The following is a 24,325-nucleotide window of genomic DNA, read 5'->3' as shown; positions in this document are numbered from 1 at the left end:
TTTGTTGCGATTTCGGGCTTATGCCCCAGCATTAATTTTGTATAGCGGGACAAGGTGGTGCCCCCGGTGTCCCACTTTGCAAAGTTGAGAGTTTAGAGTTGAGAATGGAGAGTTGAATATAATACTCTGGAAGTATTTGTCCATAAGGGCACATATTAACTCTTAACTCTAAACTTTCAACTCTCAACTTTTCAAGCGGAGCTTGAAAATAAAAAGGTGTGCCCGCAGAGAGACACACCTATTCTTACATAAGTATTTCCCTACGTTGGCATTATCCAAATCAGGTAAGGTCGGAGTTTGAAACTCCCTCTCAGCCTGTTACACAAGCTCCCTTTTTCATATCTATTATACCACTTTTACGCTAAATGTCAAGGAGTGGAATTGTTTACAAAATATACTTGAATGTAAGAAGCAGTTTTGGTAAAATTATTATAAGATGAAGCGCTTCCGGGCGCCGAATAAATATCCGTAAAGCAGGAGGTATGAAGCATGGACAAGAAAGCAATGTATAAAATAAGCTACGGACTTTTCGTTGTGACAGCAAACAGTGACGGCAGAGACAACGGCTGTATCACAAACACTCTCGCACAGGTGACGTCTTCACCGAACAAGGTGAGTCTGACAGTTGCAAAGACCAACTATACCCACGATCTTATAATGACGACAGGAAAATTTACAGCTTCCGTTATAAGCACAGACGCTGATTTTGAGCTTTTCAGGCATTTTGGTTTCCAGTCCGGCAGGGATGTGGACAAATTTGCTGACTTTAAGGGATGCAGACGTGCAGAAAACGGCTGCCTGATAGTCACAAAGGGTACGAATGCATATATATCCGGTTCTGTGTGGCACAGCATCGACCTCGGCACACATACCATGTTCATTGCCGAGGTAACCGGTATGGAGGTGCTGAGCGATATTCCTTCCGCAACCTATGAATACTATCAGAGTAATATAAAGCCGAAGCCTGAAGCTGTAGGGACCACCTCAGACGGCCAGACTATCTGGAGATGTGTTATATGCGGCTACGAATATGTGGGTGAGGAGCTTCCAGATGACTTTATCTGCCCCATATGCAAGCACGGAAAGGCTGACTTCGAGAAGGTCACACAGGGTGCTCATGAGGACGCTGTGCCTGTGGGAAAGACAGAGAGCGGCGAAACTGTCTGGAGATGTACGGTATGCGGCTATGAGTACGTCGGCGAGGAAATGCCTGCGGACTTTGTCTGTCCTATCTGCGGAGTTGGTACGGAGCTCTTTGAAAAAATGAGCTGATGAGGGCAGTATACAGTACAGCTTTTGCGTAAGGGGGATATATTATGATCGTATATTTTTCAGCTACAGGAAACAGTAAATACGCGGCAGAAAGGATAGCCGCAGCTCTGAACGACAGGGCTGTGTCCATAGAGGACAAATGCTACGATATTTCTCTTGAAGACGGGGAGTGCTTCGGCATAGTAACTCCTACCCACTGGTGGGCTCTCCCGATACTTATGAGGGAATACCTACAGAAGCTGAGGCTCCACAGACAGGGAAAGCATTATGTGTTCATAGCTTCCACCTACGGTACTACAGTGGGCTGCAGCGGCGAGGAAGCAAGGCATATCCTTAAAGAGAATGGCATACGACTCAGTGCGGTGTACAGTATAAAAATGCCTGATAACTGGACAGTTACCTTCAATCTAAGCAACAAGGAAAAGGTCGCGCGGCAGAATGAGGCTGCCGAAAAAAATATAAACAGCGTCATATCGAAGATACTTGACAGGAAAAAGGGCTGCTTCCTTACCATGAGGACTCCTTACGCCTTTCACAAGTACACGGACAAGGTATTCGCAAAGGTGAGAATGACAAAGAATCTGTACGTTGAGGACAGCTGCAGCGGCTGCGGTCTCTGTGCCGAGAAATGTCCCGTAAAGGCTATAGAGATAAGGGACGGCAAGCCTGTCTGGGTGAAGGAGCGCTGCGCTCTGTGCTTCCGCTGCCTGCACCATTGTCCGCAGTTCGCTATACAGTTCTGGAACGGAGCTACAAAGAAGCACGGGCAGTATACCAATCCCAATGTAAAGGTATAAGGAGCTGGAAAAACTTGCTATGGGCAACACTGACTGCAATTACAAAATATTTAACCGCGACATGATGAAATATCTTGCGGTATTCATTATGTTCTGGGGACATCTTATCGGCTGGGCGGTGCAGTATAAGTACGGCGGTATCGAAGCATACTATACTCTTCCTTTGTGGGAATACATCATAATATATACATCGCTTTTCTGTCCGCCTGTAATGTTTTTCTTTATCGCAGACGGCTACAAATATACCCGCGACAGGAAAAAGTACGCGCAGAGGCTTCTTCTGTTTGCCTGCATAACTCAGCCCTTTGACTGGCTGTGCTGTCACAGGTCCAGCGGATGGTGGCACACGAATGTTATATTCACGCTGTTTTTCGGTCTGCTTGCCATAATGGCATGGGAAAGTAAGTACAAGCTGTGGCAGAGGATAGCGCTTGTAATACTGTGTGACGGAATGACGCTGCTTATATATTCAGACTGGATCATATTCGGAGTTCTGTTCATACTGTTCCTGCATATCTTCCGTGAAAAGCCAAAGGCGAGGTTTATAGCCTATATGAGCCTTACAGCTCTGCATTTCCTGCCGAACCTGTTCAGTCTCGGCAAGATACCCACGGACAGACTTATCATACAGATAGCGGTCATGATGCTGATGTTTGTGCTTGCATACCTGTGCATGACTGTTTTTTACAACGGCAGGAAGGGAAAACACCCAACGCTGGCAAAGTGGTTCTTTTACGGCTTCTACCCGCTGCATTATCTGATAATATGGATAGTCTGCGTTATTATCAGTACATAAGAAAAAGGCACTCTGATGAGTGCCTTTTTAATGTTTATTGACTTATGAGAAGCTTACGCAACGCAATGAGGTCAAATACATCTAAAACTGAATCATTGTTGATATCTGTATTTTCTGCATTGACTTCTTTTTCAGAGCCGAGAAGGTATTTCTGCAGCTTTACAAGATCGGCAACATTTACCTGACTGTCGCTGTTGACATCACCTCTGAGCACCGAGCTGTAAAGACCGTAAACCGCTATTTCTGCCACATTGCAGAGATATACGCTGTCCCTGTTCAGCGGACTTGCCGGAGCTCCCGTGGGTACCTCGTATCGGACGTACCGTGCGGTAACATTGTCAAATTCCGGTGTGAAGTTCATACGGAAGGCAGGCTTGCTTTCAACAGTATATATCTTCTTCCAGTTCATACCGTCTGTGGATACGCTGAAATATCCGCCGATCATACGGGCTTCGTAGTCCTCGCGTGGACAGTAGGCGATATTTTTTATCTGACAGTTCTTTCCGAGATCCATAGTGACGTATCCGCCCTCAAGCCCGTCAAAATAGGTGTTCATGTTTCCGTCGTAAGCCTTTTCAAAGGTAACTGAGGCAGTGTCCTTCCATGAGGAGCTTCCGCTGCCGGAAACAGGAGCGAGCCTGTCGTATTTCGCAGCTGAGGACTGACCGTGAGGAGTTCCGTACAGGGATATCTCGGCGATATTCGCACAGTAGGCGCTGTCATTGTTGTAGTCGTTCTTCGGCGCTCCGGAAGGTACCTCATACCTTATATAACGTGCTGTGGTATCTCCGGAAAGAGCTGTGACGTAGTGCATACCGGAGGTTGGCTTGCTTTTTACGGTATATAGTGTCGTCCAGTTCTGACCGTCCTGCGATGCAAGGAAGCGTCCGTCTCCCATACGGTATTCATATCCGGCTCTCGGAGCATAGCCCAGTGCGGACAGGTCATAGAGCTGACCGAGGTCTGCCTGTACCCAGCCGTCGGAAACTCCGTCAAAAAATGTGGAGATATTTCCATCGAAAGCCTTTGTGCAGTCTGTGGAGGAGTCGCTGTTCCATGAGTCGGAACCGCTTACCATGCCTGAGGTGACAGTTATCCTGTCCGTTAGGGCACCGCCGCCCTTTACTCCGTTGATGATGAAGGTGGTAACGGACTGCTTGGCAAGTGAAACTTCAAGCGCTCCGCCGGATACGCTGATATTTCCTATATCCTTCCAGTTCTCGGAATTGCTGGTGCGTATGGCTGAGGCAGAGGTCCCGGCGGAATCAAAGCCGGAAAGGTCGAATACAAGGTCCTTATCGGAAGAGCCGTCGTTTGTGGCAACTATGACCAGTTTATTGTTCTCGGTGTCGAGAGCGGCCACGCAGTTCCCGCCGCATTTCAGCATTGTCATTCCGGGGCGGATATACCGTGAGAACTGACCCATTGCGTAATACTTCTTTGTGAGTATGATATTGTTATTATCATGGTCGGCAACGGCAAGTCCCCAGTAGCCGCCCTGAGTGTTTATCATGCCCTTGTCCTTGTTTCCGTTCATTCCCACGGAGGATATATGATTGTCGATCACCTGCCAGAGTATCCACGCGGAGCAGTTGAGCTCGTTGCAGTCGAGGGTTATGCGGTCGGCAAGCCACAGTGCAGCTCCCATTTCGCCGGCATTGCTTCCTGCGGTGGAGCCGCCGTCCACCTCGCTCATCCACAGGTTGCGGCCTGCCTTTATAGCAGTATTTTTCAGCTCTGCACGCTGGCTGCCGCCGTAGGTGTGGGTGTCGATACGGCCTATAAGAGCCTTTGTGGTGTCGGACAACTTGTTCCATGAGCTTATTTGAGTATCTATTACAGATTCGTCGCAGGCGCTTATGATGATATCGTTGATACCCCGCTTTTTCAGCGAGGCTGAAAGCGCCTGATATATCTTGTCCATAGAGGAGCCCTGATCGAAGTGACAGCCCTCCTGCTTGTTGCTGTAGGCTCCCCAGTAGTCGGTGTAGGGCTCGTTCATGGGTGTTATGCTCTGTACGTGTATGCCCCAGTCCTTTTCGTAGTGGGCTGTTACCTCGGCTAAGTATTCGGCAAAATCGTTGTATTTGTCGTCACGGAGATTGTTCTCGCCGGAGTTCACTGCTCCGGAGCTGCAGCCGCTGTTGGTCATATAATACGGGGGAGAGTTTGAGAACATCTCCACTATCATATCGTCGCCTGCGGCGTCAATACATCGTCTGAGCACATTGCGCTGATTGGCGTCAGCGCTCCAGTCGTAGGTTACGGAGCCGTTATTGTACTTCGTATAGCCGGGCATATTTGAGTCGGTACGGGTTATATGAGTGTGGGAAGGGTCGTCGCCGCCTCCGATATTGAAGCGGGCGATGTTCAGTCCCAGTCCGTCGGTGCTGAAAAAGATCCCGGCTGCCTTCTGAGAAAGGCTGTCAGAATAGCCTATGCGGTTCGCCCACCAGCAAAGCGATGTGCCCCAGCCCTCAAATTTTCCGCCGTTGATGTCGTATACGTCATAGGGGGATATGCTCACTATTGTTGCTGCCGCTGCGGTATCTGCTGCCGGGAAGGCGTTTGTCAGAGCTGTAAGCATACACAGCGAAGCGGCTGCGGAGATGATCCGCTTTATCATTTTCATGTTTTTCGCTCCTTTCAGGGGTGAATATATATTACTAACATTATAACGCATTTTTTGTGTGCTGTAAACATAAAAAATGATGTTTTTGATGAAATTATGACCCGTTTTGGGGAGCGGATATAATTCGGCTTTACATATCACTTTAAATATGCTATAATTTTGAAAATGAGATACGGTTTTATGCGGAGCCGCCGTGTACAGGCGGAGCTTTGCTCCGCCTGACGGTTTCACGCTTGATAATGAAGGAGCACATATTTTGATGCAGTGAAACCGTCGGACGCGAGCGTCCGTACACGGCGGCATATATAACGATGAAAGGAAAAAATATGAGCGCTTACGTTGAGTTTAAAAATGTTAAAAAGACATATAAGACGGGCGAAGTCGAGATACACGCTCTGAATGATGTGAATTTTGAGATAAACAAGGGGGAGTTCTGCGTTATCGTGGGAGCTTCCGGCGCAGGAAAAACGACTATACTCAATATCCTCGGCGGTATGGATACCCTTACGAGCGGAAGCGTCTTTCTTGACGGTACGGAAATATCTGCTCTCAGCAAAAGGAAGCTGACCGCATACAGGCGCTATGATGTGGGATTTGTTTTTCAGTTCTATAACCTTGTGCAGAATCTGACTGCGCTTGAAAATGTCGAGCTTGCCGCGCAGATATGCCGGGATCCTCTTGACGCAAGGAAGGTGCTTGAGCAGGTTGGGCTTTCAGAGCGCACCAAGAATTTCCCTGCACAGCTCTCCGGCGGCGAGCAGCAGCGTGTGGCAATTGCACGTGCTCTTGCCAAGAACCCTAAGTTGCTCCTGTGCGACGAGCCTACGGGCGCTCTTGATTATACTACCGGAAAAGCGGTCCTGCAGCTGCTGCAGGATACCTGCCGCCGGAACGGTATGACAGTTGTGGTCATAACCCACAATCAGGCGATAACTCCTATGGCTGACCGTATCATAACAGTAAAAAGCGGTACTGTATCGGGAGTGCGGATCAATGATAATGTCGTTGATATCGCGGATATAGAGTGGTGACGCTATGGGAAGAGCAGTAAGAAAGACCGCGCTTCGGGAGATACGCGGCACATTCGGACGTTTTTTTGCAATAATGGCTATTATCGCTCTCGGCGTCGGATTTTTTTCAGGTGTCAGGATCACTACTCCGGCTATGGTCGACACGGTCAACAGGTTCCTTAATGAGAATCAGTTCTACGATTACAGGCTTCTCTCGGCTCTGGGCTGGCAGGAAGAGGATATCGCAGATTTCCGCAGCCGCGATGATGTCAGGTATGCTGAGGGAGCCTACAGTCTTGATATAATGACGGCAGGAACGAACGAATATGTTATGAGGCTCCATTCCATAACGGAGAATATCAACGGCATAAAGCTGGTTGAGGGCAGAATGCCGCAGGGTGATGACGAATGCCTTATAGAATCAGGGAAAGGCACTGTGGGCAACAAGCTTTATCTTTCGGATGATAATACTGATACGGTGAAAAATGCCCTGAAGCACGATATATTTAATGTAGTCGGAGCTGTTGATTCTCCGGTGTATATCAATTTTGAGAGAGGAAACTCTTCTGTCGGAAACGGTGAGATAAGAGGTTTCGTTTACCTTCCGGCAGAAGCCTTCGACCTTGACGTCTATACAGAAGCTTATGTAAGATTTGATCAGGATCTTGACATTTATTCTGACGAGTATGACGACTATATGGACGGCAGGGAAGAGCAGTGGAAGGAAATATCCCAGACACGTGCTGACCTGCGTTTTGATGAGATATACAGTGAAGCTGAGAAAAAGCTCGGCGACGGCAGGGAAGAGCTTGAAAAGAATCGCAGCGACGGTCAGGAAAAGCTTGATGAAGCCAAAAGAAGTCTTGACGACGGAAAGGCGCAGCTTGATGAACAGCTTTCTCAGCTGGAGCAGATAAAGGATATCATGCCGGAGCAGTATGCTTCGGGTATGGAGCAGTATAATGCGGCTCTTGCTGATTACGAAAGCGGGCTCGCGGACTATGAGAGCTCTCTTGCGGACTTTGAAAAGCAGATAAGCGATGCGGAGGAGGAACTCCGCAAGGGCGAAAATGAACTTGAAAAGCTTAAAAAGCCTGATACCTATGTGCTTGGAAGAAATACCAATATCGGATATGCCTGCTTTGAAAGCGATTCGGATATCGTGGCGCAGGTCGCAAGAGTTTTCCCTGTGTTTTTTATCCTTGTGGCTGCTCTGGTCTGTATGACCACAATGAGCCGTATGGTTGAGGAACAGCGAACTCAGATAGGAGTTCTCAAAGCGCTTGGCTATTCCGAAAGAACGGTAATGGGCAAATATATGTTTTACTCTGGGACAGCCGCCATTACTGGCTGTATCCTCGGATACGGAGCGGGTACATACGTGTTCCCGAAAATAATATGGAAATCCTATGAGCTGATGTACCTGAAACTGCCGATACGTTATCTTTTCAGTGTAAAGCTTGCGGTCATCGCACTTGTGGTGTCGCTTATATGTTCAGTCGGAGTTACATGGTTCAGCTGCAGGATAGAGCTTTCCGAGACAGCTGCCGCTCTTATGCGTCCCAAGGCTCCTAAGGCGGGAAAGCGAGTGCTTCTGGAGCGTGTTGGCTTTATCTGGAAGAGGCTGAAGTTTCTTAAAAAGGTATCTATCAGAAATATATTCCGTTATAAAAAGCGCCTCTTTATGATGATACTCGGTATCGGCGGCTGCATGGCGCTGCTGCTCACAGGCTTCGGTATAAAGGACTCTATCGCAGGCTTTGCGGATACTCAGTATGACGAGATAGAGGTGGCTGATGCTTCTGCTGCCCTGAGAAATATGGATGAGGGCGTGCCTGATGATCTGATGACAGTGTTCAGCGAGAATACCGAGGATCATACCCTGCTTTACACCGGTGCGTGGGACCTGCTTTACGGAAAAAGAGTAAAGAGCGTGACTCTCAACGCGGCAGAGAGCTTTGAGAATATGGATAAATACTTTGTCCTGAAGGATATCAACGGCGCCTCCATTGCTCCGCCTGCCGAGGGAGAAGCAGTTGTAAGCCACAGTATCGCTGAACGCTATGGTATCAAAAAGGGTGGTACCATGAGACTCAGAGATGAAAATATGCGTGAACTCAATGTCAAGGTAACCGGAGTATTTGAAAATCATGTTTACAACGTGGTATTCATCAGCAAGGATACAATGGATAAGCAGCTCGGCGAAAAAACTCCGCTGAACTACGCCTTTATCAACTTCAAAGAGGGAGCGGACGAGGATCAGGCTTATGCGGCGATCTCAAAAAACAGCCATGTTATGCAGCTGCTGAGATTTGACGTCCTGAAGGTGAGACTGAGCAAAATGATGGGAAGCCTTGATTATATAGTGCTGATAGTAATTATCTGTGCTGCGGGACTTGCTTTCATTGTTCTCTATAACCTTACAAATATAAATATAACAGAACGTGTCCGCGAGATCGCTACGATCAAGGTGCTTGGCTTCTTCCGGCGGGAGACCTCGGCTTATGTGCTCCGTGAGAACATTGCGCTTACGGCTATGGGAATTGCGGCGGGAAGCGTTGCCGGCGTATTTCTGCACCGTTTTGTAATGGCGCAGATAAAGGTGGATCTTGTGGATTTCAGTGTAAAGATACTGCCTGTGAGCTTCGTTTACAGTATAATTCTCACTTTCCTTTTCAACTTTGCTGTTGATCTCTTCATGGAGCTGAAACTGGAGCGTATAAATATGGCGGAATCACTTAAATCTATAGAGTAACTTAAATAATGTCTTTATTATGTCCTCCCTTCAATCAGGGGAGGATATTTTTGTGCAAGTTACTAAATATAGGGAAAAAGTCCTTGTCAACATTGACTTTTATAATTACTTATGTTATAATAAAAATGAACCAATAAAAGAAAAAGAGGGTTCGGGGATATGTATCGATCAATTCGATAAGGAGAATAGAAAATGAATTACAAGATCAGAAGAGGCGTACTTAAAAGGTACAAAGACGAGAAGAACGTCACCGAGATCTTCATTCCCGATAGTGTCGACATTATCGGAGAAGGCGCTTTCAATGGCTGTACTAATCTTGTAAGGATACTGATACCCGATTCGGTAAAGGTGATTTCGGATACAGCATTCAATGACTGTGAGAACCTTAAATGCATTTCTCTTCCTGAAAGTACTGTCAGGGTAGGCTGGTATGCGTTCAAGGGCTGTCATAATCTGCGGGAACTGACAGTTTCTTCAACACTGAAGGAAATAGGCAGACACGCTTTCGCAGGCTGTGATAATCTTACAACTGTTCATGTCAGACATGACAGCAAGGTTTACAAGTTTGTACTCAATGCCGAGCTCGATGACGAAAGATGGCAGCAGATAAGGCACTCGCTGCATCAGCTTGACAAAGCAATAGCGGTTTGATAATTCCACACCCCCGTCCGTAGTAATGGACGGGGTGTTTTTTGATCTGAGACAGCTCGAACGCTTCCGCGTTGCCGCTCGTAAACTCGTTTATTAAAAAAGCCATAGTATCTCCGAAACGGAAATACTATGGCTTATATTTGTATATCACTCATGCTTTGAATTCAAATTTGGGCATAAGCTGGAGCTTGTGCAGATTTGCTCTGTGAAGACGGTCTATCTTCTCCTTTATCTCCGGTACAGCGCTGAGATCGTCCTCGCCGCGGATATATCTGTCCAGCATCGCATAGGTGAAGCCGAGATTCTCCTCGTCTGTCTTGCCGCAGAGTCCGTCTATCGGTACCTTGTGTACCAGTTCACGGGGAAGTCCGAGGACCTCGCCTACCTGCAATACCTCAGTTACCGTGAGGTCCGAAAGCGGTGAGAAATCTCCGGCAGCGTCGCCGAATTTTGTGGAGTAGCCTACCCAGTCCTCGGAGAGATTGCAGGTATTTACAACCCTGCCGTTATGGCAGGCTGCAACCGCGTAGAGTGTAGTCATGCGTATACGTGCAGGAGTATTGATAACAGCCTGATTAGTTGGTTCGACGTGCTTTTTAAGCTCGTTCATGAAAGTGCTTACAGTGTCGCCGATGTTGATTGTATAGCTCTTTATACCGAGTGTATCAACAAGCAGATGGCTGTAGGAGATGTCAGCCTGCTCGCCCTGAGGCATAAGCACTCCGATAACTCTGTCTTTTCCAAGAGCCTTTGCGCATACCGCTGCGGCTACGGAGCTGTCCTTGCCGCCTGATATGCCGATAACGGCGTTGGTTGTGGGAGAAGCGGTCCTTTCAAACAGGTCGCGTACCCATTCAACTACTTCCTTTGTCACTTTTTCTGCATTGAAACTGTAGCTCATAAATATACCTCCGCTGTTCATGTACCTTGACCGCAGCGCGCAGCCCGGTCATGTTATTCTGCCATTGCCTTCTTTATAGCAGCAAGAAGCTCGTCGTATGTCTCGAATGCCGGGAGCTCAGGGTGGTCCTTCTTGATCTGCTCTGTGCTGCGGAAAAGGAAGCCTGCCTTGCTTGCCTCTATCATGGCAAGGTCGTTGTAGCTGTCGCCGCTTGCGATAGTATCATATCCGATGGACTGGAGAGCCTTTACCGTTGTGAGCTTGGACTTCTCACAGCGCATCTTGAATCCGGTTATCTCGCCGTTTTCTGCGACTTCAAGGCTGTTGCAGAAGATAGTCGGCCAGCCGAGCTTCTTCATAAGAGGTGCAGCGAACTGTGTGAAGGTATCACTGATGATGATGACCTGTCCCAGCTCGCGGAGAGAGTCAAGGAACTCCCTTGCGCCTTCCATTGGTTCGATCTTTGCGATAGTGTCCTGTATCTCTTTAAGTCCGAGACCGTGCTCCTTGAGAATACCAAGGCGCCATTTCATGAGCTTGTCATAGTCGGGCTCGTCACGGGTTGTCTTTTTGAGTTCGGGAATGCCGCTTGCCTCCGAAAAAGCTATCCATATTTCGGGAACAAGAACTCCTTCAAGGTCAAGACAAGTTATATACATAATGAATTCCTCCGTTAAAAAAATCTTACCTTAATATTATACAACTTTTTACCGTATTTGTAAAGTATAAAATAAGAGCGGCATTAAGCCGCTCCTTGTGTCAGTATGAAAGAACTGTATTTACTATGCCCTGATAGAGATATCCTGTCTGACTTGCGAAGTCAAATCCGAAATCAGCCGGATTCTGAAGCTGCATAACTATTATGTATGAGCCGTCCGAACCATAATTGCTGTAGTCAGTATATTTTATTTTTTCGCCTGTGCGGTCCGCCGCATTTTTCAGGCAGCCTGTGATATAAAGAAAATCGCCGCGTCCTGTTTCGGCAGTTCCGGTCTTTGCGTAGAATTCATAATTCTCCGGAACGTATATGCCAAGATTACCGGCAACTGCTCCCATACAGTCAAGAAGATTCTGACGGTATTCCGCAGGTATGCTCGCTATTGTCTCATAGGGTGAGGAGCCCTTTGCACATTCCTTTGAAGGATCTGTGGTATCAACTATCTGCTGAACGACGAAGGGCTTTACCATGTCTCCGAATACAGCTTCTCTGCCAAGAGCGGCAAGATATATGGGACAGGTCTTTACGTGAGACTGTCCGAACGCGCTCCTGCGCAGATCATCGAGACATTCTATCTTTATCTGGTTTTCGATAGTACCGAAATCACAGCTTACAGGATCGCAGAAATGGAAAAGTCCGTTCAGTTCGTCAAGTACCTTTTCCGTACCGAGTTTGTCATATACCTTTGCGAAGAAGATATTGCTTGAATTCACGAAGGCTGAATAAAGCGTTCTTTCGGGTATGGGATATCCGCCTGTTTCATGATCCCAGTTGACTATTGTAGCTCCGCTGTCGGTCCATTCGCCGTCGTCATATAGACAGGTGATACCGTTCTTGTCGGCGATGACTTCTGACATTATCTTGAAGCAGGAGCCGGGGGAAGCGTTCATGAATGCCTTGTTTTCAAGAGCTCCCGACCAAAGCGAGTTCCTGTACTCCTCATCAGAGAAATACAGCTCCGGGTCGTAATTGGGATAGGAGACCTCAGCGAGTATCGAACCGTCTGTCCTGAGTACAACGATTGAGCCTGACATACCCATATTTGCCATATATGAGCATAGCGCGGTCTGTATGTCGGAATCTATGGTGAGACGGACCGATCTGCCGACTTCATGATCTGCGGTTATACTCGTGGGATTTACAGTTTTAAGCAGATCCTTCAGCGATTCATCCAGGCCGTCTGAAGCCTCGCTGATTATATTGCTGAAGGAGTAGGCGCAGTTTTCACCGTAAATACGCTCATCGTCCTCTCCCTTGGCGTAGGTGCCGTATGTAATTAGATTTAAATTGGTATCGTAAATATTTCCCCTGTATACCAGTGCTGTCGTCGTGGTAGTAGTTGTCGTTTCTGCAGCAGTTGTTGTGTTCTGCTGTACTGCTCCGGTGCCGTTAAGGACTTCAAATTGTCCGACCTTTGCCGAACAGGACGGAAACGACATTGCCGCGGCGCCTGCAGCCAGCAGCGGCAGAAGCCTTGTTCCCCTGAAAATCATTTTGATTACCGTCCTCAGAAAGATTTGCATTTTCGCACCTTTGAAGATGCGGGAAAGTCATACCTTAATTATACATTCTTTTCCACGATACGTCAATATATTTCAAATAATAAAACAAGAAAATTTACATTTGTTTATTATATTATGTATTGACACAGCTTCTCATGCAGAATATAATTAATGTGAACTCAATATAACGCTAATATCAAAAGATAACGGAGGTAATCATATGGCTTCAAGCAGGGAATATCTTGAATTCATACTTGAACAGCTGTCAGATATCGGGGATATATCATACAGGACCATGATGGGAGAGTATATTTTTTATTACCGCGGCAGGGTCGCAGGGGGGATATATGATGACCGCTTCCTTGTAAAACCGACAGCTTCCGCGAAAAGGCTTATGCCGGACGCACCTTATGAACTTCCCTATGAAGGCGGCAGCAAAATGCTGCTGGTGGAGGATATTGACAACAGGTCCTTCCTTAAAGAGCTTTTTGAGGCGATCGCTGACGAGCTGCCGGAACCTAAGAAAAAGAAACGATAGTATGCTGTAAAAAAAGCTCCCGTGGGCGGATGCCCGTGGGAGCTTTATGTTATTTGCCAATCACCCTGTTGAGTATCTCTCGGTAAACGCCTGCTGACTGTGAGGCGAACTCAAAGCCGTGCTCGGCAGGATTCTGTATCTCCATTACAACTACATACGAGCCTGTTTCACCATAGCTGTCGTAGTTGTCCCAGCTCTGAGAACCGTTGTCGTTATAATTTTTAGCGCAGCCTGTTATGTACAGGAAGTCGCCGAGCCATCCCTCTGCTGTGCCGGTCTTGGCGTAGAAGCTGTAGCCCGTTGGGGGATATACTCCTATATCAGAAGCTACCGAGCCCATGACACTGAGGAGGTTGTCCCTGCATTCCGGAGGTATCGACGCAATAACGTCATTTGCCTTTGAGCCGCTGCCTGTTTTCCTGTCCGGATCTGAGCTGTCCACTATATCCTTCATTACGAAGGGAGTGACCATATCTCCGAATGCAGCCTCTCTGCCGAGCGCCGCAAGGAATATGGGGCAGGTGAGTACCTTTGCCTGTCCGAAAGCGCTTCTGCGGAGGTCGTCTATATCTTCGATCTCTATATTATTGCTGAGGTCACCGAAGTCGCAGTGGATATCATCGGAATCCTCAGCTCCGAAATGGAATATCGTCCTGAGATCGCTGATAACATTTTCTTCTCCGATATTCTCGAAAGCTTTTGCGAAGAAGATGTTGCTGGAGTTGATAAATGCGGAATTAAGTGAACGGTTAGGTATGGGGTAGCTGCTCTTGTTGGTCTTGTGATCCCAGTTGACAATGGGATGATCGTTGCCGAAATCCCATGTACCGTCGTCATAGAGGGAGTATATACCGTATTTATCAGCCAGTACCTCGGACATTATCTTGAAGCAGGAACCGGGCTCATAGTTGCTGAAAGCCTTGTTGCCTGTTTCTCCCCACGCGAGATCCTCATTGTATTTCTGATCTTCAACAGCGTTGGGCTCGTATGACGGGTAGCTTACCTGTGCCATTATGGAGCCGTCTGTCCTGAGGACTACTACTGCGCCTCTGAGGTTTATGCTTTCCATGTAGCTGTATATGTCGTTCTGAACGTCACCGTCGATAGTGAGCTTTATGGACTGACAGCCGTTTTCGCCGGCAGGGGCGGTGAGGATCTTGTCAAAGGCTGTGTCATAGCCGTCGGACATTGAAGTGATTATATTCGCAAAGGAAACGGCATAGTCATTGGTATAGACTCTTTTTTTGCCGTCTTCAGAATCGGAAACAAGAAGGTGTCCCTTTGAATCGAAGATATTTCCCTTTGCGCCGGCGGCAGTGGTCTTTTCTTCTGTGACTGCTTCCGTTGCGGTTTCTGTGGTAACTGAGGAAGTCGCTGTGGTAGCTTTCGGTTTTTCGCCAAGGTCTGCCTTGCCGACAGGTGAGGAGCCGCATGAAGCAAATGAGCCAAGCAGAGCAGCCGAAGCTGCAAGTGCTGTGAATCTGTTCGTTTTCATATTATCATTTTCCTTGATATGTATTTTTCGTAAGACGAATTAATAATATTATAGTTCATATTTTCATGTTCGTCAACTGTTTGCGAAAAAAATACTTGACTATTTCACTGAGATATGAGATAATAAATTGTATATGATTTTTAATGAAAGCGAGTTTTGTTATGTTAAAGTATATTCTTACGTTTCTTATTTCCATGGTACCCCTTGTAGAGCTGAGGCTCGGAATACCCATCGGCGTCGGCATGGGCGTAAAATGGTCTTATGCCGTAGCTATCTGTATGATAGGAAATATGCTGCCCGTTCCGATAATATTCTTCTTTGCGAGAAAGGTGCTTGAATGGGGCAAGGATAAGAAGTATATCGGCAAGTTCTTTACGTGGTGCCTTGAAAAAGGACATCACGGCGGCGAAAAGCTGAAGGAAAAGGCAGGCAAGGGTATGTTCTGGGCTCTGCTTCTTTTCGTGGGTATACCGCTTCCCGGCACAGGCGCATGGACAGGTACTCTTGCGGCAAGTCTTCTTGATCTTGATTTCAAGAAGAGCATACTTGCTGTAACTCTCGGAGTTGTCCTTGCAGCTGTTATCATAACCGCCGCGACTCTTCTCGGATTTGGCGCGTTCACTGCTGCAAGATCATGATACGTCCGGAAAACAGCGGCGACGCTGCCGCAATTGACAGGATAGTGAGCGGCTTCGGCGGAGATGATACATATACCGCAAGGCTGCGCAGCTCAGGCGGTATCATTTCAGAGCTTTCACTGGTTTCGGAGGACGGCAGCGGCGGTATTAACGGCTTTATCGGCTGTGCTCCAGCAAGGACAGGGGGGACGGATACTCCGCTTATCACCGGTGTACACGCTGAAAGCGATGAAATAAAAAAAGCGCTTGTTACAGAGCTTATACGCAGGGCAAAGGAGCAAGGAAGAGATTATCTGCTTGCCTGTTATGATGAGTCTGTACCATATGAGGAGCTTTCGTTCTTCAGCTCTGTGTGTTTCGGTATAATTCCTCCCGGCAGCTTTGAGAATATCGGAGCTTTGCTTTGCATATGCCTTTCGGGAAAGAAGCTTGCGGAAGCGGTCAGGGCAGAACTGCCGGCAGAGCTGGGCCAGAGCTATACTGAGCCTGTTTTTGATATCCACACACGTCTTTCGGCGGAAGAGGCGGAGTTCGCTGCATTTGACACAAGGCGGCGCAGCCGTATAACGAGCTACTTCCTGGACGCTGCACTTATATTGTTTTCAGTGGCAATGTTTGCATGGAAGAAGGAGTTTTTTTATCTGTCGCCTGCCATTATCGCTGTGGTGTTCAGGATAAGAGCGATAATGGACATGAAGAAGTTCAGGGAGACAAAAGAGCAGGAAAAAGAGAACTCAAAAGCAGGCCCGATAGATTCACAGCTGCTTTTTTATGAGGAAGGACTTATTGCTTTTTATCCCGACAGAAGCAATGCCCAGTTCTTTTTGTATAAGCACTTCCATTATATGTTTCTGAAAAAGGATTATATGTTTATCGGATATCCCACCAGGGACAGACACGTGGGCGGAATACATATAATGTACCGTGATATTCCCGATAAGGAAGCTCTGATTAGCTTCATAAAGAAGAAAACGGGCGGAATAAGAATAATGAAGTAAGGCAGAGCCGCAGCTTAGTTGCTGCGGCTTATTGCTGATGTTTATTTACTGAAAATTCATTGACTAATTTATTAGCATAGTTTATAATGTATTATATACTCAGTAAATGCCCTGCAGCGGTTATTGGGGGCATATTGATCAAGTAAAAGGAGGGGGGCTCTTCAATGAACGGAAATAAGCGGTTCAGTATACTTTTCCCTTGTTTTGAAAATGTGGCTTACAGGCAGCTTTCTGAAATAACCTGCCATGATCTCGGACTCGACGCTTTATTTCATGAACTGTCAAACGACAAAAGAGAACAGAATATCATAATGAATGTAATTTCAAATATGACATCAGATAAGAGAGTTGCATATTACCGTCAGAAAGTGTTTGCCGATATACTCAGATTACCGGAACTAAGAAAGCGGCTGTCTGAGCTTTTTGACAGGATCGAGTATATAAGGAAATTCAACTCCGGCACTATGGACACAGGCGAAAAGCTGGGATTCTGGCTGCTTATGCACAGGCTTGACGAACTCAGCGACTATATAAAATGTGTGGAGGAAATGAGAGCCTGTCTTTCGGAGGCGGATATCAGCTCAGAGGGACTTGTGAGCTTCAGGAACTATCTTGACGCTCTCTATGATGAAGCCCGTTTCAGTGAAATGAAAAAAGATATAGCAGAACTGAAAAACAAGGCTGGTAACATTCAGAGCGTCACACTCGGAATAAATGTTAATTCAAGGTTTGAAGCGGTCAGCATGGGACTCGTCTCAGTCAACAGCAAGCCGTTTAAAAAGTCGAATGTGATAAGCAATTTTGCCGACGCAATTGCCGAAAAGGACAAAATACAGGACAGCTCTGATTGGGACGGGGATATGCACTATCATCAGGTCGCTGCCGAACATCAGCGTAATTTTGCTAAGTTCATTGAAAATACAGGCGGAATGATAGCTACAACACGAACTCCCTTTGTTGACGGCAGGATAAGATCGACTTTGGTAAAGAATATTGAGGGAGAGGATTCGGCTGGCTCTACATTCTATCTTGACAGGACCCTCAGTAAAATGCTTTCATCTCTTATAAAAAAGCTAAGGGACGTTCTCAGTGAATATTCCGATATAGCTATCGTTGATATTTCAAATGTTATACCGGAATTTATGTATTACATAAGATTTGCTGAGTTTATTGAAAGGTATACGGAAAAGGGCTTTAAGTTCTGCGAGGCTGGTCTCTCTGAGAATGAGGGCGTTTCAATGGTCGCGAAAGAGTTTTATAACCTTAAACTGGCAGTCAGTCTGAAAAGTGAAGATGAACTTGTGTACAACGATCTGGTTTTTGACAGGGAACACAGTATATATATCCTGACAGGCGCCAACCGCGGCGGAAAAACTACTGTTACTCAGGCTGTCGGTATCATGTTCGTACTGGCTCAGGGCGGTATCTTTGTACCTGCCGGTTCGTTTGAGTATAAGCCTGTGGACGGTATATACACTCATTTTCCGGCAGATGAGGAAAAAACTCTTGACCTTGGAAGACTTGGCGAGGAATGTGTCAGGTTCAGGTCAATATATTCCGAGTGTACAGGAGAGAGCCTTATACTTCTAAATGAGACTTTTGCGACGACGTCGTTTGAAGAAGGATTCTATATCGCGCGGGATTCGGTGAGAGCTCTGCTGAAAAAAGGTGCCAGGGTCATATATAATACTCATATGCATAAGCTGGCAGCTGAGATGGACGAATTCAACAAGGAAAGCGAAAGCTGCAAAGTGGCGTCGCTGATCGTGAAAAATGAAAACGGAAAGCGTTCCTTCAAGGTCGAGGTCGCTATGCCTGAGGGCTTGTCATATGCGAGGGATATTGCTGAAAAATACGGAGTTACCTATGAAATGCTGACCAGCTGATAAATACCTGGGTTAGTTCATATAAAAAGATAAAGGAGCAGCTTTTTATGCTGCTCCTTTATCTTGTAAATCTTATTTTACTGGTGCTCAAGCTCAGGTTCGCTTACTGTAATAATATCTTCACTTTCAAATGTAATGATCTCCATTTCAGGAGCAGTATATTTTTCTTTCATGTCGGTTATTCCTTTCGTATAATTAGTTTTTATAAGCCTTAGCGGCATTTGCATAAACGTAAGTTGCCTTTGCCATGCTGGTAAGTGCAGGACTTGCGTCATTGTTGTTAAGAACGCGATAAACGTATGACATAGGACCAAAATCATATTTGGTGCCGTTTATTGAAGCAGTATACATATTGCAGAGTGAATGAGCGGGGATATCTGAAAGCTCATAATACTGCAGTCCGTTTTTGGTTTTTGCTGTGGCTTTGTCACTGTTGATCTCTACATCGCTGCTGTCTGTATATAATCTTACAGCCACCATTGAATTGAGAACGAGTGAAAGCGAAATGTCCGTACCGAATCCGGGGGCGTATTTGTTGACGTCGTTCATATCGATATTGTCAATGCCCTCAATAACATTATCGGTTTTGTTGAAGTAATTTTCAGCTGCCTTGCAGTAGTTGTCAAGACCGTTTACAAGGTCTGCAATCTTCTGGACGCTCATTATTGATCCGGTATTCTTTACATCGGATATATATTTGCTTACGCTGTATTCAACCTGTGAGCGGCTGCTGAGCAGATTGGCGGACTTGCATACGATAAGCTGTCTTCCGTCCTTATCGTAAGCCTTTACAGTGATATTCTCATTTGCCTGAGTTGCGTTTACAAGATATGTGAATTTGTATCTTCCGTCATCCTGGGTCAAGCCGTCGAACTGTGAACCTGAATATGTGATGTCACCGTTCGGTCCGCTGAAAACTACCTTTGCAAGATTGGCGCAGGGCTCTATATAGATGTTTGCGCCGAGATAGCTGTCAAGGGTTACGCTCTGTCCTTTAAGGAAGATCATATTGGGTTTAAGAGCATCACAGCCATAGAATATATACTTCATGTCTGTGACTGATGATGTGTCAAATCCACTGAAGTCAACATACTCGAGGGAAGAGCAGGTGTGGAACATATCAGTCATTTTTTTGACTTTGGAAGTATCAAAGCTGCTGAGGTCAAGCGATACAAGCGAAGAACAGCCTGTGAACATATAACCCATATTGACTACAGAGCTTGTGTTGAAGCTGCTGAGGTCAAGAGAACGGAGGTTGACGCATCTGTAGAACATATCTGCCATGGTTGTTACTTCAGATGTATCAGCGTTGGACAGGTCAATCTCCTCTGCACGGAAATTAGAGAAAAGTGAAGATGAGTCAGCAGGAAGCTTGGTTCCTTCCGCGCAGACTACCTTTTTTACATTATCATTTCCTTTCCACTTCTTGACATCATTGCTCAGAACATTTCCGCTGAGGGTCAGTATGCCGGTTTCTTCGTCAAAGCTTGCGGTTGATGCTGCTTCTTCGGCGTATGCAGTCAGAGAACTGCCTGAAATTGCCTTGTTTACAACGGGGGCATACATTCCGCTGCCTGTCAGTGCAACAGCCATGATCGCTGCCGCGGTTTTCTTCATCAGATTCTTTTCCATTACTACATCTCCTTGTTATATAATTTAACAGTTTCAGAACAAACAGTGCATTATTCTGAGCTGTTTATTTACGAAACAATCTCAGGTAAATTAAAAAACAAGTAAAATGTGTTAATGGTAGTATAATATATGCGGCTTTAAACAATTTGTATTCCGTAAACAAGTAAATTTTATAAAATGTACACTAAAAAGTCAAGCCGAATATTGCTATTTACATAAGCACTGACCACTTTTTGCTTTGGGAAGAAAAATAATCCACATATAAGGGACTGAAATGTCCATTTCCTGCAGATATGTTTTTTTGAGAGAGAAATGGAAACTGCTGTATCATCTGTTGTCTGTATGCTGATATGTCTGTTTTCACATATGCATTGACAGATAATTGTCAGTGCATATGTGAGCCTGATCTGAGTGGAAAGATGTGAACAATCTTTGTTTTCTATTGCATTATTGTGAAAAAAATGATATAATAATATCAGGTAAAATAGTTATCCGGCATTGCTTAACAGGAACTCTGTTTCAGGCTTTGCTGCTGGTATTTCAATAAAAGTGAGGTGAGGAAAAGTGGCAAACGGAGATAGTTTCGGGTCAAACGGGCGAAAAAAGCGCTTATCTTATGATCGCGGCGGTCTCTTCTTCGTCTGCCGCCTTTTCTGAAGCGCTGTCATTTGCCCTGTCTGACCGCCGGACAGGGGATTTTTATGCCCATTTGACTTTACTACAATTATTCAAATCAATAATATAGTAAAGGATGATGAAAATGGAGAAAAAGCTGCTTGCAGGCTCTTCTGCCGAAACTGCTGTAAAGCCTGATTATGAGAGCGAGATAATCGGTATCATAAAGGGAAATACTTCGCCTAAGGCTATGCTCAGTATGCTTAGTGACTACCACGGGAGCGACATAGCCGACGTTATCGAAAAGCTGAATGAAACTGAGAGGAAAAAGCTTTTCCGTGTGTGTACTGTCTCTATGCTTGCGGAGATATTTGAATACATTGATGACGATAAAGCAGGAGCTTACCTCAATGAGCTGCCGAATAAAAAAGCTTCTGATGTTGTGGCTGAGCTTGAAACCGATACAGCTGCTGATATTCTTCGTTCGATCGGCAGGAATAAACGCGAACTCATCATTGAGCTCCTTGACGATGATGTGAAAAAGGAGATAAATCTTATATCATCATTCGATGATGACGAGATCGGAAGCCGCATGACCACCAACTGCATAATAATACGTGAGAATCTGACTATCAAAGCGGCAATGAACGAGCTTGTAAGACAGGCTGAGGAGAACGATAATATCGCTACTCTGTTCGTTGTTGATGAAGCAGGCTGCTTCTGCGGAGCAATTGAGTTGAAGGATCTTATCACCGCAAGAAGCAGCGTCTCTCTCGAAAGCCTTACAGCTACTTCCTTCCCGTATGTGTATGCAAATGAATCCATCGACGATTGTATCGAAAGGCTGAAGGATTATTCGGAATACTCTGTACCCGTTCTTGACAACAGCAATAAGCTGCTCGGTGTTATTACCGCACAGAGTCTTATTGAGGTCGTTGACGACGAGATGGGCGAGGACTATGCGCGATTCGCAGGTCTTACCGCAGAGGAGGATCTTAACGAACCGTTAAAACAGAGTATGGTGAAGAGACTTCCGTGGCTGCTTGCTCTGCTTGTGCTGGGACTGTTTGTATCGGGAGTAGTCGGTGTTTTTGAGAAGGTGGTGGCGCAGCTGACGCTGATAATGGCTTTTCAGTCTCTCATTCTCGATATGTCAGGAAACGTCGGGACCCAGTCACTTGCTGTGACTATACGTGTTCTCATGGATGAAAACCTCACCGTAAAGCAGAAAATGAAGCTTGTTATAAAGGAAATGAGAGTGGGCTTTTTCAACGGCTTGCTGCTCGGTATCCTCTCATTCTTCATGGTTGGGATGTATATTATGGTTTTCAAAGGTAAAGACAGAGCGTTTTCATTCGCGGTTTCCGGCTGTATCGGCATATCAATGGTCATAGCCATGCTGATATCGAGCGCTGTCGGAACTCTTATACCACTGTTTTTCAAGAAAATAAGGATAGATCCGGCGGTAGCGTCCGGACCGCTCATCACTACGGTAAACGATCTTGTTGCTGTTGTGACATATTACGGAATGAGCTGGATACTGCTTATTATTGTACTTCATCTGGCATGAGCGGTGCGGAACGCAGAACTCAGGAAATGTTAAAGCCATAAGGGAGGATACATCTCCTTTATGGCTTTTTTTGTAACCTGTTTGCGGCTGAGCTCATATTATAAACTGTGCGGAGGACTTCTGCACAGGTTCTCCGTGCGGAAAGGAGGACTCGGTCATGAATCTTGATCTTTTTGATAATATAGAAGGTATGTTCTTCCGCGAACGGGAGAATATTTCAGGACCTGCTGTGAATGACAGGGATAACGTGACGGGCAGTGATAAGCTTTTTGCTGAAAATACTCCCCTTGCCATGGCATATGTGCCATTTCAGCAGTGGGGAGAGACTTACAGCGATGATGAGGCGATAAACAGAGGAACACTTTTCCCTCAGCTTGATCTGCCGTTTACCGGAGGAGGTGACGGCAGATGAATGAGAGAAGAACTCTTTTGAACAAGATCAAAAAATATGATTTTACGCTGAAAGAGCTTGATCTGTACCTTGATACTCATCCCAACTGCCGCCGTGCTCTTGCGATGTTCCAGAAATACAGGGAGCTGCGCAGAAAAGCTGCAGATGAGTTTGCGAGACTGTACGGACCGATAACGCCCGAACAGGTCGCCAGTACGGAAAAATGGACATGGATCGGCGACCCCTGGCCATGGGAAAGGAGCTAATATATGTGGCAGTATGAGAAAAAAGTATCATATCCATGTTGTACATATCCCCAAGCCGGATATTTCGCCGTATCGCTTCATTCCCTGAGTATCTCGATACTTTTTAAATGACTTATGTCCTCTCCCGGACGGGCTGTCTGCATGAGCGCATAGGCGATATCTGCCGAAAGCTTCATTTCTTCGGATTTGCTGTGCTTTGGTATGCGGCATATCACCTTTGTTCCGCTGTGCCGGACCATGATAATGCCTGTAAACTCCGTTTCGTTTTCGGTTTCGCTTATAATGTCATATTCCGACATTTCCAGCATTGAGAGCTTTTTTTTACCGTTTTTTGACATTGAAACATCTCCTTTCAGGAGATTCTATGCGGTACTGCCTGTACCAATGTACTATTTCAGGTATGTATGAGGTGCTTAAAGCAGGAGTCCGTGACCGGCATATATAAATTATATGAACTGCAAAAGAATTAACATATGTATTATTTACTTTAATTAAGTTATACAAATTTTAAACGAAATGCTAAAAAATCCGAATTGTATAATCTTTTGTGACACATTGACAACGAGTAAAATAATATTTTTGTGAAAAATGACAAAAATGTTTATGGTCTCAGAATTCCCCGATTTTTCCGCTTGCTTTTTTTTCTGTCAAAGGGTATAATTAAAAAGTACAGGTTTTGGATACTTTACAATGTGTTTATTTTGATTGCGTTTATGAGCATCGGCAAAATACGGGGAAGTATTTGTCTTTGAAAAATAATCAGAAATCTCAGGCATCAAAAATATACATAGAATCGCATTTACTAAAAGAGCAGTTGGAAAGAAGTAAACTGCTGCCGTATTAACAGGCAGGATAAGGTTTAATATGACATATTATTATCATGGCTTTGTTGAAAATATCAAATAGCCGGTCGTCTGTATATTTGGTGGTAAAATGGCTGGATATGCGGGCGGCAGAGTTCTGTCTGCAGGAAAAATAACATTACCTGCTGGTGAAAATGCTCCTGTGATCAGCAGACGCTCAGACGTCGCCGGAACCGGTAGCACTTACAGCAGCGGGTGGATAGGAGAAGAGGCAGTAAATGTTTGTAAATAAAGGCAATATAAAACCATTCGGGAACAAAATTTGGCTATCATCTCCTACTATGCACGGTGACGAGCAGAAGTGGGTGAATGATGCGTTTGAAAAGAACTGGATCACAACAGCAGGAGAGAATATCAACGAGGTCGAAAGGCTCGTTGCGGAATACGCCGGAGTAAAGT

19 protein-coding genes, 2 pseudogenes and 1 riboswitch are annotated in these 24,325 nt (G+C 45.8%); of the genes and pseudogenes, 14 read left to right on the top strand and 7 right to left on the bottom strand.

Annotated features, from left to right (window positions below; all coding sequences use genetic code 11):
- Positions 1-240: 240 nt before the first annotated feature.
- Positions 241-344, bottom strand: a riboswitch (TPP riboswitch).
- A gap of 145 nt (positions 345-489) precedes the next feature.
- From QZZ36_RS06855 to QZZ36_RS06845, 3 genes and pseudogenes are all read left to right on the top strand, one after another.
- Positions 490-1,269, top strand: a pseudogene (locus tag QZZ36_RS06855) (flavin reductase); the annotation flags it as partial.
- A 47-nt stretch (positions 1,270-1,316) separates the two neighbouring features.
- Complete coding sequence (locus QZZ36_RS06850; protein ID WP_295078875.1) at positions 1,317-2,069, top strand: EFR1 family ferrodoxin; 753 nt, start codon at positions 1,317-1,319, stop codon at positions 2,067-2,069.
- Positions 2,070-2,088: 19 nt separating this feature from the next.
- Positions 2,089-2,865 carry a TraX family protein gene (locus QZZ36_RS06845; RefSeq protein ID WP_295078872.1) on the top strand — a complete coding sequence of 259 codons (777 nt, stop codon included), beginning with the start codon at positions 2,089-2,091 and terminating at the stop codon, positions 2,863-2,865.
- A 34-nt stretch (positions 2,866-2,899) separates the two neighbouring features.
- Here QZZ36_RS06845 and QZZ36_RS06840 read toward each other — a convergent pair whose 3' ends face one another.
- Positions 2,900-5,497 carry a discoidin domain-containing protein gene (locus QZZ36_RS06840; protein WP_295078869.1) on the bottom strand — a complete coding sequence of 866 codons (2,598 nt, stop codon included), beginning with the start codon at positions 5,495-5,497 and terminating at the stop codon, positions 2,900-2,902.
- Positions 5,498-5,823: 326 nt separating this feature from the next.
- Here QZZ36_RS06840 and QZZ36_RS06835 point away from each other — a divergent pair, with 326 nt between their 5' ends.
- The 3 genes from QZZ36_RS06835 (at position 5,824) to QZZ36_RS06825 (ending at position 9,913) form a co-directional block, all read left to right on the top strand.
- Positions 5,824-6,528: an ABC transporter ATP-binding protein gene (locus QZZ36_RS06835; RefSeq protein WP_295078967.1), complete on the top strand. Its 705-nt coding sequence runs from the start codon at positions 5,824-5,826 to the stop codon at positions 6,526-6,528.
- A gap of 4 nt (positions 6,529-6,532) precedes the next feature.
- Positions 6,533-9,262, top strand: a complete 2,730-nt coding sequence (locus tag QZZ36_RS06830; RefSeq protein WP_295078866.1) for an FtsX-like permease family protein — start codon at positions 6,533-6,535, stop codon at positions 9,260-9,262.
- Between the two features lie 192 nt (positions 9,263-9,454).
- Positions 9,455-9,913 carry a leucine-rich repeat domain-containing protein gene (locus tag QZZ36_RS06825; protein WP_295078863.1) on the top strand — a complete coding sequence of 153 codons (459 nt, stop codon included), beginning with the start codon at positions 9,455-9,457 and terminating at the stop codon, positions 9,911-9,913.
- A gap of 151 nt (positions 9,914-10,064) precedes the next feature.
- Here QZZ36_RS06825 and nadE read toward each other — a convergent pair whose 3' ends face one another.
- From nadE to QZZ36_RS06810, 3 genes are all read right to left on the bottom strand, one after another.
- The gene (gene nadE, locus QZZ36_RS06820; protein ID WP_295078860.1) at positions 10,065-10,814 is read right to left on the bottom strand and encodes an NAD(+) synthase; all 750 of its coding nucleotides are present in this window, start codon (positions 10,812-10,814) and stop codon (positions 10,065-10,067) included.
- Positions 10,815-10,867: 53 nt separating this feature from the next.
- A complete protein-coding gene (thrH, locus tag QZZ36_RS06815; protein WP_295078857.1) occupies positions 10,868-11,473 on the bottom strand; it encodes a bifunctional phosphoserine phosphatase/homoserine phosphotransferase ThrH in 606 nt (201 codons plus the stop codon).
- 100 nt (positions 11,474-11,573) lie between these two features.
- Positions 11,574-13,025, bottom strand: coding sequence for a penicillin-binding transpeptidase domain-containing protein (locus QZZ36_RS06810; protein ID WP_295078854.1), 1,452 nt, complete (start codon positions 13,023-13,025; stop codon positions 11,574-11,576).
- A gap of 229 nt (positions 13,026-13,254) precedes the next feature.
- Here QZZ36_RS06810 and QZZ36_RS06805 point away from each other — a divergent pair, with 229 nt between their 5' ends.
- Positions 13,255-13,572, top strand: a complete 318-nt coding sequence (locus tag QZZ36_RS06805) for a TfoX/Sxy family protein (RefSeq protein WP_295078851.1) — start codon at positions 13,255-13,257, stop codon at positions 13,570-13,572.
- Between the two features lie 49 nt (positions 13,573-13,621).
- On the opposite strand, the gene QZZ36_RS06800 is transcribed toward QZZ36_RS06805, so the two are convergent.
- Complete coding sequence (locus QZZ36_RS06800) at positions 13,622-15,067, bottom strand: penicillin-binding transpeptidase domain-containing protein (RefSeq protein WP_295078848.1); 1,446 nt, start codon at positions 15,065-15,067, stop codon at positions 13,622-13,624.
- A gap of 161 nt (positions 15,068-15,228) precedes the next feature.
- On the opposite strand from QZZ36_RS06800, the gene QZZ36_RS06795 reads away from it, so the two are divergent.
- The 3 genes from QZZ36_RS06795 to QZZ36_RS06785 all read left to right on the top strand — a co-directional run bounded on the left by QZZ36_RS06795 (position 15,229) and on the right by QZZ36_RS06785 (position 18,589).
- Positions 15,229-15,705, top strand: coding sequence for a small multi-drug export protein (locus QZZ36_RS06795; RefSeq protein ID WP_295078845.1), 477 nt, complete (start codon positions 15,229-15,231; stop codon positions 15,703-15,705).
- Positions 15,702-16,703 (top strand): hypothetical protein, encoded by a 1,002-nt coding sequence (locus QZZ36_RS06790; protein ID WP_295078842.1) that lies wholly within the window; start codon positions 15,702-15,704, stop codon positions 16,701-16,703. The genes QZZ36_RS06795 and QZZ36_RS06790 overlap by 4 nt, the downstream gene beginning before the upstream one ends.
- Before the next feature lie 164 nt (positions 16,704-16,867).
- A complete protein-coding gene (locus tag QZZ36_RS06785) occupies positions 16,868-18,589 on the top strand; it encodes a DNA mismatch repair protein (protein ID WP_295078839.1) in 1,722 nt (573 codons plus the stop codon).
- 195 nt (positions 18,590-18,784) lie between these two features.
- On the opposite strand, the gene QZZ36_RS06780 is transcribed toward QZZ36_RS06785, so the two are convergent.
- On the bottom strand, positions 18,785-20,221 hold the full coding sequence (locus QZZ36_RS06780) for a BspA family leucine-rich repeat surface protein (protein WP_295078836.1): 1,437 nt from the start codon (positions 20,219-20,221) through the stop codon (positions 18,785-18,787).
- A 760-nt stretch (positions 20,222-20,981) separates the two neighbouring features.
- Between QZZ36_RS06780 and mgtE the strand changes: the two genes are divergently transcribed.
- The 3 genes from mgtE to QZZ36_RS06765 all read left to right on the top strand — a co-directional run bounded on the left by mgtE (position 20,982) and on the right by QZZ36_RS06765 (position 23,063).
- On the top strand, positions 20,982-22,406 hold the full coding sequence (gene mgtE, locus QZZ36_RS06775) for a magnesium transporter (RefSeq protein ID WP_365685870.1): 1,425 nt from the start codon (positions 20,982-20,984) through the stop codon (positions 22,404-22,406).
- A 157-nt stretch (positions 22,407-22,563) separates the two neighbouring features.
- Entirely contained in the window at positions 22,564-22,818 is a 255-nt protein-coding gene (locus tag QZZ36_RS06770; RefSeq protein ID WP_295078829.1) for a spore coat associated protein CotJA, read from the top strand.
- Complete coding sequence (locus QZZ36_RS06765) at positions 22,815-23,063, top strand: spore coat protein CotJB (protein WP_295078826.1); 249 nt, start codon at positions 22,815-22,817, stop codon at positions 23,061-23,063. The genes QZZ36_RS06770 and QZZ36_RS06765 overlap by 4 nt, the downstream gene beginning before the upstream one ends.
- A gap of 77 nt (positions 23,064-23,140) precedes the next feature.
- On the opposite strand, the gene QZZ36_RS06760 is transcribed toward QZZ36_RS06765, so the two are convergent.
- Entirely contained in the window at positions 23,141-23,401 is a 261-nt protein-coding gene (locus QZZ36_RS06760; RefSeq protein ID WP_295078823.1) for a hypothetical protein, read from the bottom strand.
- Positions 23,402-24,144: 743 nt separating this feature from the next.
- Here QZZ36_RS06760 and QZZ36_RS06755 point away from each other — a divergent pair.
- Positions 24,145-24,325: pseudogene (locus QZZ36_RS06755) on the top strand (aminotransferase DegT); the annotation flags it as partial.

This window comes from Ruminococcus sp. (assembly GCF_016287535.1).
Lineage (GTDB): Bacteria > Bacillota > Clostridia > Oscillospirales > Ruminococcaceae > Ruminococcus.
This window is presented reverse-complemented; position numbering and strand designations above follow the sequence as displayed.

Excerpts from the sequence above, each read along its gene's own strand:
- QZZ36_RS06850 (WP_295078875.1), top strand. The coding sequence starts at position 1,317 with ATGATCGTATATTTTTCAGCTACAGGAAACAGTAAATACGCGGCAGAA.
- QZZ36_RS06845 (WP_295078872.1), top strand. The coding sequence starts at position 2,089 with ATGGGCAACACTGACTGCAATTACAAAATATTTAACCGCGACATGATG.
- QZZ36_RS06840 (WP_295078869.1), bottom strand. The coding sequence starts at position 5,497 with ATGAAAATGATAAAGCGGATCATCTCCGCAGCCGCTTCGCTGTGTATG.
- QZZ36_RS06835 (WP_295078967.1), top strand. The coding sequence starts at position 5,824 with ATGAGCGCTTACGTTGAGTTTAAAAATGTTAAAAAGACATATAAGACG.
- QZZ36_RS06830 (WP_295078866.1), top strand. The coding sequence starts at position 6,533 with ATGGGAAGAGCAGTAAGAAAGACCGCGCTTCGGGAGATACGCGGCACA.
- QZZ36_RS06825 (WP_295078863.1), top strand. The coding sequence starts at position 9,455 with ATGAATTACAAGATCAGAAGAGGCGTACTTAAAAGGTACAAAGACGAG.
- nadE (WP_295078860.1), bottom strand. The coding sequence starts at position 10,814 with ATGAGCTACAGTTTCAATGCAGAAAAAGTGACAAAGGAAGTAGTTGAA.
- thrH (WP_295078857.1), bottom strand. The coding sequence starts at position 11,473 with ATGTATATAACTTGTCTTGACCTTGAAGGAGTTCTTGTTCCCGAAATA.
- QZZ36_RS06810 (WP_295078854.1), bottom strand. The coding sequence starts at position 13,025 with ATGATTTTCAGGGGAACAAGGCTTCTGCCGCTGCTGGCTGCAGGCGCC.
- QZZ36_RS06805 (WP_295078851.1), top strand. The coding sequence starts at position 13,255 with ATGGCTTCAAGCAGGGAATATCTTGAATTCATACTTGAACAGCTGTCA.
- QZZ36_RS06800 (WP_295078848.1), bottom strand. The coding sequence starts at position 15,067 with ATGAAAACGAACAGATTCACAGCACTTGCAGCTTCGGCTGCTCTGCTT.
- QZZ36_RS06795 (WP_295078845.1), top strand. The coding sequence starts at position 15,229 with ATGTTAAAGTATATTCTTACGTTTCTTATTTCCATGGTACCCCTTGTA.
- QZZ36_RS06790 (WP_295078842.1), top strand. The coding sequence starts at position 15,702 with ATGATACGTCCGGAAAACAGCGGCGACGCTGCCGCAATTGACAGGATA.
- QZZ36_RS06785 (WP_295078839.1), top strand. The coding sequence starts at position 16,868 with ATGAACGGAAATAAGCGGTTCAGTATACTTTTCCCTTGTTTTGAAAAT.
- QZZ36_RS06780 (WP_295078836.1), bottom strand. The coding sequence starts at position 20,221 with ATGGAAAAGAATCTGATGAAGAAAACCGCGGCAGCGATCATGGCTGTT.
- mgtE (WP_365685870.1), top strand. The coding sequence starts at position 20,982 with ATGGAGAAAAAGCTGCTTGCAGGCTCTTCTGCCGAAACTGCTGTAAAG.
- QZZ36_RS06770 (WP_295078829.1), top strand. The coding sequence starts at position 22,564 with ATGAATCTTGATCTTTTTGATAATATAGAAGGTATGTTCTTCCGCGAA.
- QZZ36_RS06765 (WP_295078826.1), top strand. The coding sequence starts at position 22,815 with ATGAATGAGAGAAGAACTCTTTTGAACAAGATCAAAAAATATGATTTT.
- QZZ36_RS06760 (WP_295078823.1), bottom strand. The coding sequence starts at position 23,401 with ATGTCAAAAAACGGTAAAAAAAAGCTCTCAATGCTGGAAATGTCGGAA.